Consider the following 9074-nt stretch of genomic DNA (forward strand, 5'->3'; position numbering starts at 1 on the left):
AAATCTTATAGTTCCTGTTTTTCCTCTCATAACTACAGATTCTGTTTTTGCCTTATTTCCGCCCATATTAACAACACCTTTTAATAAGTTTCCTTCTGTTATTCCTGTAGCAGCGAAGAATAAGTCATCACCTTTTGCTAAATCATCTATTGTTAATATCTTTTCGATATCTTCATCTGAATATCCCATCTCATGACATCTTTCTCTTTCTTGATCACTTAATGGATATATTTGAGCTTGCATATCTCCACCCATGCATTTTATTGCTGCTGCTGTTATTACGCCTTCTGGTCCTCCACCGATTCCCATAAGCATGTCAACTCCTGTTTCTTCAAAACAAGTTGCTATACCAGCTGCTATATCTCCAGCATCAAACATTCTTATTTTACATCCTAATTTTCTTGCAACTTCAAATATATAATTATGTCTTTCTCTATCTTGAGCCATAATTGTCATTTGAGTAGTTTTCTTTCCTAATGCTTTTGAAACATTTATTATATTTTCTTCCACACTTTTATTTAAATCTATAGCACCTTTTGCTTTTGGTCCTACAACTATTTTTTTCATATATGTATCGGGTGCATTTAATAGAGAACCTTTTTTCCCCATAGCTATTACCGCTATTGCATTTGGAAGGCCTTTCGCTATTAATTCAGTACCGTCAAGAGGGTCAACTGCTATATCGACTTCCATAGCTCCATCTTCTTGACTACCTACTTTTTCACCTATATATAACATTGGGGCTTCATCAATTTCCCCTTCCCCAATTACAACTTCACCTTTAATTTTTACTGATTCAAAGGCTCTTCTCATAGCTTCTACTGCAGCTCCATCAGCTCCATTTTTATCTCCTCTTCCCATAAATTGTGATGAAACTAATGCTGCAGCCTCTGTAACTCTTACAAGCTCTAACGCTAAATTTCTATCCATAATTCTCTCCTTTTTATAATTTTAATTTATATCATTCTAATTAATTTAAATTATATGTATTTTTTTAACTTTTTTATTTATTATTACCACTAATATTATACCTTATATTCATTTAATGTCTACTATTTAATTCCAATAAACATAATTTTATTAATATATTCAAAATCATAGATAATTAAAATCAAAAAAAAAATGTAGGAAAACAAATAAAAATTTATCTTCCTACATTTTTTTATAAATACCATGAAATAACACTTATTAACGTAGTTAAACTAGTTACAAGTAATACTACAGCTATTCCAATAGCTAGAATTTTGTTCATCTTAGCTTGTCTACTTTTAGCCAACTTTATTCCCTCTTTCTATTTTTCAGTATTGTCATCTTCAGAAGTTAATTCTGCAGATAATGCTACTTCTTTCTCAACAGTTCTTTCACTACATACTTTTTTTAAGTATTCCATAAATGGACCTTGAAGTTCTGGTTTCTTTAAAGCAAAGTCAACTGTTGCCTCTAAAAATCCTAATTTATCTCCAACGTCGTATCTTCTTCCTTCAAATTCATATGCATACATTGCTTCTTTTTTAGATAAAGTTTTTAATGCATCTGTTAATTGAACTTCTCCACCTTTTCCTGGTTTTTGATTTTCAAGAATCTCAAAGATTTCAGGTGTTATTATATATCTTCCTAATATGGCGATATTCGAAGGTTGTTTGCCTGGTTCTGGTTTTTCCACTAGATCCTTAACTTTGTAAACACTATCTTCTATATATTTAGCATTTATTATTCCATATTTATTAGCATCTTCTGGTGCAACAGATTGAACACCTAATATAGTTGTTCTGTATTCTTCATATGCTGACATTAATTGTTTTAGGCAAGGTACATCATTATCAACAATATCATCACCTAACATAACAGCAAATGGTTCATCTCCTATAAAGCTTCTTGCACAATAAATTGCATCACCTAATCCTTTAGGTTCTTTTTGTCTTATATAGTATATATTAACCATTTTTGTTATATTTCTTACAATTTCTAATAATTCAGTTTTTCCTTTTTGCTCTAATTCTAATTCTAGTTCAACTGATTTATCAAAATGATCTTCTATAGATTTTTTATTTTTTCCTGTAATTATAAGAATTTCTTCTATTCCCGATTCAACAGCTTCTTCTATTATATATTGTAATGTTGGTTTATCCACTATTGGTAACATTTCTTTTGGTTGAGCCTTTGTTGCTGGTAAAAATCTAGTACCCAATCCTGCAGCTGGTATAACAGCTTTTCTTATTTTCTTTTGCATATAAATCCTCCCTCCAAAATGCATTGTTATACAAAAATATATCCTAAATTAATTATTAAATAAACTATCATATTTACATATTATTCTACATTATTAATATATTTTTGTCACTTTAATTATTAGTTAACTTCTCTAGCTCAACTAATAATTTATTGAATTTATCTATGCTTACTTGGATGGATTTATCATTTGTTAAATCAACACCGCCACTTTTTAATAAATTAAGTGGCTTATCTGAACCACCTTTTTTTAGGAAGTTTAGGTAGTCTTCTGGCCCATCATTTAATATGTCTTGTGCAAAACTTATCGCACTGCTACATCCTGTAGCATATTTATAAACATAAAAACTATTATAAAAATGTGGTATTCTAGCCCAACCTATCATTGCAAGTGGGTCTACTTCAAAGTCATTTCCATAATATTTTTTTAATAAATGTGACCATAAATCATTTAATACTAATGTATTTACATTTTCGTTATTTTCTAACATAGCATGCACATCTCGTTCAAACTCCGCATACATAGTTTGTGTGTAAAGAGTATCTTTGATAAAGTCCATATATTGAGTTATATAGTACGCTTTTTGTTTATCATTGCCTGCATTTTTTATTAAAAATTCATATAGTAATGCTTCGTTTGTAGTTGATGCAACTTCATGTGTAAATATTGATGGTTGTGCATTATAATATTCTTGATTTTTTTGACTTAAGTAGCCATAAACACCATGACCTAACTCATGGACTAATGTAGATACAGAGTCTAATGAGTTATCGTAATTAAGCAATATATATGGATGATTGTTATATACAGATAGACAGTATCCGCCCCCTACTTTATCTTCGCTGGAATATACATCTATCCATCTTTCATTAAAAGCTTTATATGCTATATCTTCATATTCTTCTCCTAATGGTTCAAGCGCAGCATAAACTAAAGGAATTGCCTTATCATAAGATATATAGTTCTCTTCTTCTTCAACAATTGGCACAAACATATCATAATAATGTACTTTATCGATGTTTAATATTTTCTTTCTTAATGAGATATACTTGTGTAATGATTCACTGTTTTTATTTACTGTATCTATTAAGTTATCATAGATTTTGGGATCTACTTCATCACTATCTAAATACATCTCTAAACTTGAATTATATTTTCTAATATCTGAATAAAAAATATTAGTGTTCGCCTGTCCTATTAATAATCCTGATAGTGTGTTTATATTGTCATTATATATTACAAATTCATTTGTAAATGCTGTCTTTCTTGTTTCTCTATCTGATGATTTAATTTTAGATGAATACTCTGATGGAGTATCTCCACTATCCTTATCCATATTACTGAATAAGTCGTATATATCTGAAGGAAGTGAAAGTATATTTCCCATTTTGTTTAATATACTTTCTGATTTTTCATCTAAATAATGTTGTTTACTTTTTCGAATTTCTTGTAGATACATTTTAAACTTTTTTTCTACTTTTTTACTTTTCGTATATTCCTTATAAGTAGAATCAGGTAATTTAAGTATTTCTAATTCTAATTCTGCACATATTCTGCTGTATTTTGAGTCAACCTTGCTAACTTTATTTATCATGTCTAAATACTTATAAGAATTTTTATTTATATCTTTGCTTAATTTAGCATAAGCATATAATTTTTCTAATCTTATATCTAGTTTTTCTTTAATTTTAAGTGCTGATACAAAATGAGTTTTTGATTTAGTCACTTTGCCTACGTAATTCTCCAATTCATTTATATCTTTATTAAATTTGGATAATTCTTTTTCCCATGCTTCATCTGATTTAAATAGTGATTGTAGATTCCATGTCACATATTTATAATTTCCATGTGATTCTTCATCACCAACTTCATTTCTATTATCAGTAGGAGAAAATACACTACTATATTCGTTATTATTTAAATACCTTATCTTATTATTAGTGCGTGATGATGATACATTATTAACTTCCTTTTCGTTATAATTATTTATTCCATAAAAAATACCGCCTGTAAAAACAGTTATAAATACTATTATTCCTATTATATTTAACTTTTTGCCCATAAAAAGTCATCCTTTCTTATTATTACTTAATATTAGGATGACTTTTTTTTATTTTATTATTCAATTTTTATAAGTTTTATACAGTTTATAATCAAGTTATCCACAATCTTATCAACATATCAACAAACCTTTTCCTTGTTCATATTTGGCTTATTTAGTCCGCTTTATATTTAGTTATATATTGTATAATTGTGAATATTTTTCATACTTATCAACACTTTTCATCTATTTATTAACAGTTACCTATAAGTTGTACACATTTTTTGTAGATAACTGGAGTTTAAATTCATCTTTTTCAATTTTATCAATACTCCTAATCGATTACGTATCGAATTTATTTTATCTTATTTACTTTTGTGACCATAACTGTCATGTCATCTTCAATTTTATCAAGTTGTAATTCTAAAGCCCTATCCACTATCTTATCTATCATTTCTTTTGGATCATAAGTATTTAATTTTTTCAGGAAGTAAATTAACCAGTTTTCACCGATATCATTATTTTTACCTGCGTCTATAATCCCATCAGAAACCATGATAATGTAATCTCCATCGTTTAGTTTATAATTATGTCTATCTAGTTTAATATCAGATAAAATTCCAACAGGTAGTGATGATGATGATATAAAATCTATATCATTATTTGCTCTTTTGATATATGTTGAACAAGCACCCATTTTAACAGTCTCTAATTTGCCCTGTTTCAAATCTATAATGCCTAAATCTAATGTTGAAAAAATCTCATCTGAATTGCTAAGTAAAAGCATATTATTAATTGTCTTAATTACAATTTCATTATCAATTCTCGCTTCAATCATTTTCTCTAGTATATCGATAGTCGTCGAAGATTCATCATAGGCTCTTTTCCCTTTTCCCATGCCATCACATATGGCCATCATATATTGCCCATTATCAATCTCCATATATGTATAATTGTCTCCGCACAATACGTGTCCGTCTCTAGATAATGAAACTGCTTGGGTTGTAGCAGTGTACTTCTCCGCTTTAGTAAGAACTATTTTACAAGTATCTTTGTATATATTACAACCATACTTTTGGGCCGATAACTGTTCTCCTAAATAATCTGATATTATTTTTATCAACTTTTCATCGCATAACCCCCCATTTGCACATGTATTTTTATCAATTGTGATTTTAAATTCATCTTTTCCTTTTGTTAAATAGTTAATCTTATTAACTATGATATTATGTCTTTCTAATTCTTCTAGTATGTTTTTTTCTTTGACTAAATCTAGCATAGCACTATTTTCGATATCCTCAGATAATCCCTTTATTGATTTGGAGATATTTCTTATTTGGTCCGCTATTAGCTTTCTACCCTCTTCAAACTTCATGCTCCAATCATAATTTAGAGCAAATAATTTATAATAATAATTAGCTATTTTCATAATTTGCTCTGGATTCATACAAGATCTTCTAAATTCTTCTGGTATCGCCTCTGTACTTAACTGACCTTCTTCTAAATTCTGAATCATATCGTATATAAGTGTATATGTTTTATTAAATCTCACCTCCCAACATACTTTTTTCATACTACAAGAAGTACACTCATCTGCATAAATCATGTCAATTAACTCTGCCATGTCATTTTGATTTATGATTTCATCTTTTTGTCTTATTTTTTCAAATGTGTTTGCAAGCTCATTATAAGCTCTTTGCATATTTTCTAATTTGCTATTTGTTAAATTTTTAGTTCTCATTATATAATTGTTCACTGATTGGGATGTATTTATATTTATTTTTATAGCCGATTCAACTCTTGAAAATAGTGATTTTGGAAGAACTGATACAATCAAGGCTCCTATCAATATATCCCTTATTGAATTTATATTTGATTCTATTCCAGAAGTATATGCAAATATAATTATCCAGCTCAACACATACCCCAGAATACATAAATATCTATTTACTTTATTAAATGCGCCACCGATTAATCCTGCAAATGCATATATTCCCATATATATTGCTGATACAGCATTATTGATTATAAAAGCTAGTCCAACTATTACTCCGCAAGATGAACCTACACTTGCTCCTCCTACAACGGCTGATATCAATATAAACACTGTTGCTAAAACTGCTCTAAGCGAAATCCCCAATATAGCAGTTTGTCCTACTCCCATTATGCTGAAAGTAGCTAATAAACTAATAGATATTACTTCTTCTGTTTTTATCGCCATTTTATTTTGATTTGATATTAAGAATTTTACACCATATGCAAATATAAAAGATGATGTAAATACTATCATTGTTTCTATTCCTACAATTATAAAACTATATAATCCTGGTTTAGTGATGCATGTACATATTATTGATGCTGGTAATATTACGAACACACCTACTAAACTTAATTTAATTATTGCTGTAATTTCTTTAATTTTTTTACTAAAAATCAATATTAAAGTTAAGCATACAGCATATTTAATTATTATCGGCATTTCGTTAAATGATAGTAAAGTTCCAGCTAGGGTTGCAATATAAACTGGTATACGATATTTGTCTACTTTACATATATATAAGAAAAAAGCTAATCCTAATGGAGCAATTCCATCAATTAAGATTGATCTGCTTAATAAAAATCCAATTATCATGAAAATGAAAGTCTTTGAATCAAACATTTTCGAGAGTTTTAAGTTGTTGGTACTCAACCTCTTATTTTTAATGGTCATTGTTCTATCCATAAAAAATCTCCTCCTTTGTTTACATAAAATTGTAGCAAAGAAGGAGAAATTAATTTGTCATTTTCAGTACATAGAATCAAAAAACTTTAAGACATCTTTTTTGCTATTTGACACATTAAGCCTTCCAAATTATCGTATTCACTTACAATTATTTCGTTTAATTCAAGCTTTTCCATTATTATATCCAAAATTACTACACCAGCTGTTATAATATCTGCTCTTTTTGGTTGTAGCCCTTTTAGTCTCTTTTTATCCTCTAGTGTCATATTTTTTAGCATTTGTAGAATTTCGTCTAATTCTTTTTTGCATATTTTACTATTATGCACCTTTTCCATAGAATAGACTTCTAATTGTTGGTTCATTGCTGATACAGATGTCACTGTGCCACCTATCCCAACTAATTTTTTTATATTTTTGCTTTTTATATTATTAATAGTATCTTCTATTGTGTCCTCGATAAATGAGATAGTTTGTTTTAATTCCTCATCACTAACTATCTCATGTTTTAAAAACTTTTCTGTTAATCTAAGTGCACCTATATTTTCACTTTTGCAGAAATTAACGCCATTTTTATCTCCAACGATAAACTCAGTTGAGCCACCACCTATATCGATAACTAATATTTCTTCAAGTTCGTCCTTTTCAACGCCTTCTAACACTCCTAAAAATCCTAAGTTAGACTCTCTATCTCCTGTGATTACTTCAACATCTACCCCAGCTTCTTCTTTAGCTAATGCTATAAATTCATCAGAATTTTTGCTATCTCTTAATGCTGATGTCCCCATGCAACAAACATATTCGCATCCTTCTTCATCACATATAGCCTTAAACTCTTTTAAAGCTTGTATATTCCTATCAATCGCCTCTTTTGATATATAACCATTATTGTCTACACCTTGACCTATTCTAGTAGTGTTTACATATTTTTTTCTATTTATTATTTTTCCATCTTGATAATCAGCAGTTAATAATCTCATAGAATTTGTGCCTATATCTATTGTTCCTATTTTCATCTTATCCTCCTAACTATATAATTACCTTTAATTATATTTTCCTTGATAATTATTTCATAAAAATCAATTTGTTTATTTATATAGTTTTTATTATAAAACAAAAAAGGCAACCCAAAAAGAGTCACCATTTGCTTATTTTAATATTAAATTATTTTTCTAAATATATTATCTCGTTTTGTTTTACCATTCCTAGTTGATTTCGTGCTAAATCTTCTAATTCTGCATCATTCTTATAAGCTTTACTATTTTTAACGCTTTTTAGTTGTTTTTCTGTATCATCTAGTTCATATTTTAGTGTAGTTATTTGTTCTTTATAGTCTCTTATGTTCTGCAATTGAACTATAACTCCTATTATTAGAGAAAAAATTATAAAAAATGCAAACATACATATCAACATATATTGACCCGAAAACTTTTTTCTTAAGTTCATACTACACACCCTTTTTCATCTTCTTTTTTACCAAAGTTTTTTTAGATATATTCTTCTTTATTGTAAAAATGATGTTTGGTATGTAAAATATGATATCAAATAAAAAATGGATTGTATAGACTATAACGTAATACAAATTCTCCAATATTGCGACTAAAGTCAATATTATTTTCTTTATTAATGACTTTATGAAATTTATAACCATATTATTAAACTTAAGTATAAACTTGCTTATAGTGTTGTAATATAAAACAAATCCAACAACTAGTGCTACAAAATGATAATATCTCAGTTGAAACTTACTGATTGTATTAACAACAATAAAAATTATAGCTGTTATAATCAGCCAAAACAGTATATCAAATATAAAAGATAACTTTTTAATAAATTTAAAGTTATTTTTTAATGACCTGTTAATATCAAATAATATTCCTATTACTATTCCACCGTAAATAGTTGCATAAAATACATTTAAATCTTGTATAAAGTAATTCATCTATTTAAATACCTTTTTGAAAAAACTTTCTTCCGGATTTTTAGATTTAGAATATACGATGGAGTTTATAGTACCTTGAACACTTATTATATTTTCTTCAAGATTTAACTTATTCATATCTAAGCCCTCTCCATCTATAACC

The 9074-nt window shown here is 28.1% G+C and carries 6 protein-coding genes; all 6 read right to left on the reverse strand.

Going from position 1 to position 9074, the window contains the following annotated elements:
* Positions 1-933 (reverse strand): class II fructose-bisphosphatase (glpX, locus tag I4U58_RS10790; protein WP_347708179.1); only part of this gene is annotated, 933 nt, incomplete at its 3' end.
* A gap of 358 nt (positions 934-1291) precedes the next feature.
* The gene (galU, locus tag I4U58_RS10795; RefSeq protein ID WP_195931356.1) at positions 1292-2230 is read right to left on the reverse strand and encodes a UTP--glucose-1-phosphate uridylyltransferase GalU; all 939 of its coding nucleotides are present in this window, start codon (positions 2228-2230) and stop codon (positions 1292-1294) included.
* A gap of 112 nt (positions 2231-2342) precedes the next feature.
* Positions 2343-4292, reverse strand: a complete 1950-nt coding sequence (pepF, locus tag I4U58_RS10800) for an oligoendopeptidase F (RefSeq protein WP_207743870.1) — start codon at positions 4290-4292, stop codon at positions 2343-2345.
* Between the two features lie 334 nt (positions 4293-4626).
* Positions 4627-6993, reverse strand: a complete 2367-nt coding sequence (gene spoIIE / locus I4U58_RS10805) for a stage II sporulation protein E (protein WP_195931357.1) — start codon at positions 6991-6993, stop codon at positions 4627-4629.
* A gap of 86 nt (positions 6994-7079) precedes the next feature.
* Positions 7080-8006: a Ppx/GppA phosphatase family protein gene (locus I4U58_RS10810; RefSeq protein ID WP_195931358.1), complete on the reverse strand. Its 927-nt coding sequence runs from the start codon at positions 8004-8006 to the stop codon at positions 7080-7082.
* 148 nt (positions 8007-8154) lie between these two features.
* On the reverse strand, positions 8155-8436 hold the full coding sequence (locus tag I4U58_RS10815; RefSeq protein WP_195931359.1) for a septum formation initiator family protein: 282 nt from the start codon (positions 8434-8436) through the stop codon (positions 8155-8157).
* Positions 8437-9074 lie beyond the last annotated feature (638 nt).

Origin of the sequence: Clostridium sp. 1001270J_160509_D11, from assembly GCF_015667935.1 — a bacterium.
Taxonomy (GTDB): Bacteria; Bacillota; Clostridia; order Peptostreptococcales; family Peptostreptococcaceae; genus Intestinibacter.

Excerpts from the sequence above, each read along its gene's own strand:
- galU (WP_195931356.1), bottom strand. The coding sequence starts at position 2,230 with ATGCAAAAGAAAATAAGAAAAGCTGTTATACCAGCTGCAGGATTGGGT.
- pepF (WP_207743870.1), bottom strand. The coding sequence starts at position 4,292 with ATGGGCAAAAAGTTAAATATAATAGGAATAATAGTATTTATAACTGTT.
- spoIIE (WP_195931357.1), bottom strand. The coding sequence starts at position 6,993 with ATGGATAGAACAATGACCATTAAAAATAAGAGGTTGAGTACCAACAAC.
- I4U58_RS10810 (WP_195931358.1), bottom strand. The coding sequence starts at position 8,006 with ATGAAAATAGGAACAATAGATATAGGCACAAATTCTATGAGATTATTA.
- I4U58_RS10815 (WP_195931359.1), bottom strand. The coding sequence starts at position 8,436 with ATGAACTTAAGAAAAAAGTTTTCGGGTCAATATATGTTGATATGTATG.